At 39.6% G+C, this 460-nt stretch carries 1 protein-coding gene; it reads left to right on the top strand.

The genetic code is table 11. The annotated features are described in order from the left end of the window. Nucleotides 1-50: 50 nt before the first annotated feature. On the top strand, nt 51-460 hold a 410-nt coding region (locus tag KQJ18_RS24420), incomplete at its 3' end, for a hypothetical protein (RefSeq protein ID WP_216423008.1).

Below are 460 nucleotides of genomic sequence, written 5' to 3'. Positions count from 1 at the left end.
ATGTTGAAGAAAGCCCGTTACTATCGCGAATGTGGCTCCATGATTCTACCTTGGGAATGATCACCCATCGCTTGCTTATCCCCTTCATCATTAGGAATGTAAGTGACGATAGCACTGTAAAATTAAATGCAAATCAATATAAAGATATTTCTAGCTATTGGGGACCACGTGAATTATTTGAACCATTCCGAGCATCAATTAAGTCTGGAGGCATTGGTGATTTGTCGGCTAATTCGATTAGCGGAGAGCGTAGACTATCCCTGACAGAACTACCTAGTGCTATTGCTGATATGAAACAGAATGTATTGCAAACATTGAAGGGAACTTATTCTGGAGTGACTGTAAGATTTGGTAAACCCGCTTTGATTAACCCCAAATCTAATAATGAGGACGACAATATTTGGATAGGAGGGATTGAGCCAGAGAGTTACATCATAAATTTTAATGGGGAGATAAAGAC

Origin of the sequence: Citrobacter sp. S55_ASV_140, assembly GCF_018919505.1 — a bacterium.
Lineage (GTDB): Bacteria > Pseudomonadota > Gammaproteobacteria > Enterobacterales > Enterobacteriaceae > Citrobacter > Citrobacter werkmanii.
Note: the sequence above shows the minus strand (reverse complement) of the source record. Positions and strands in the feature narration are given on the sequence as shown.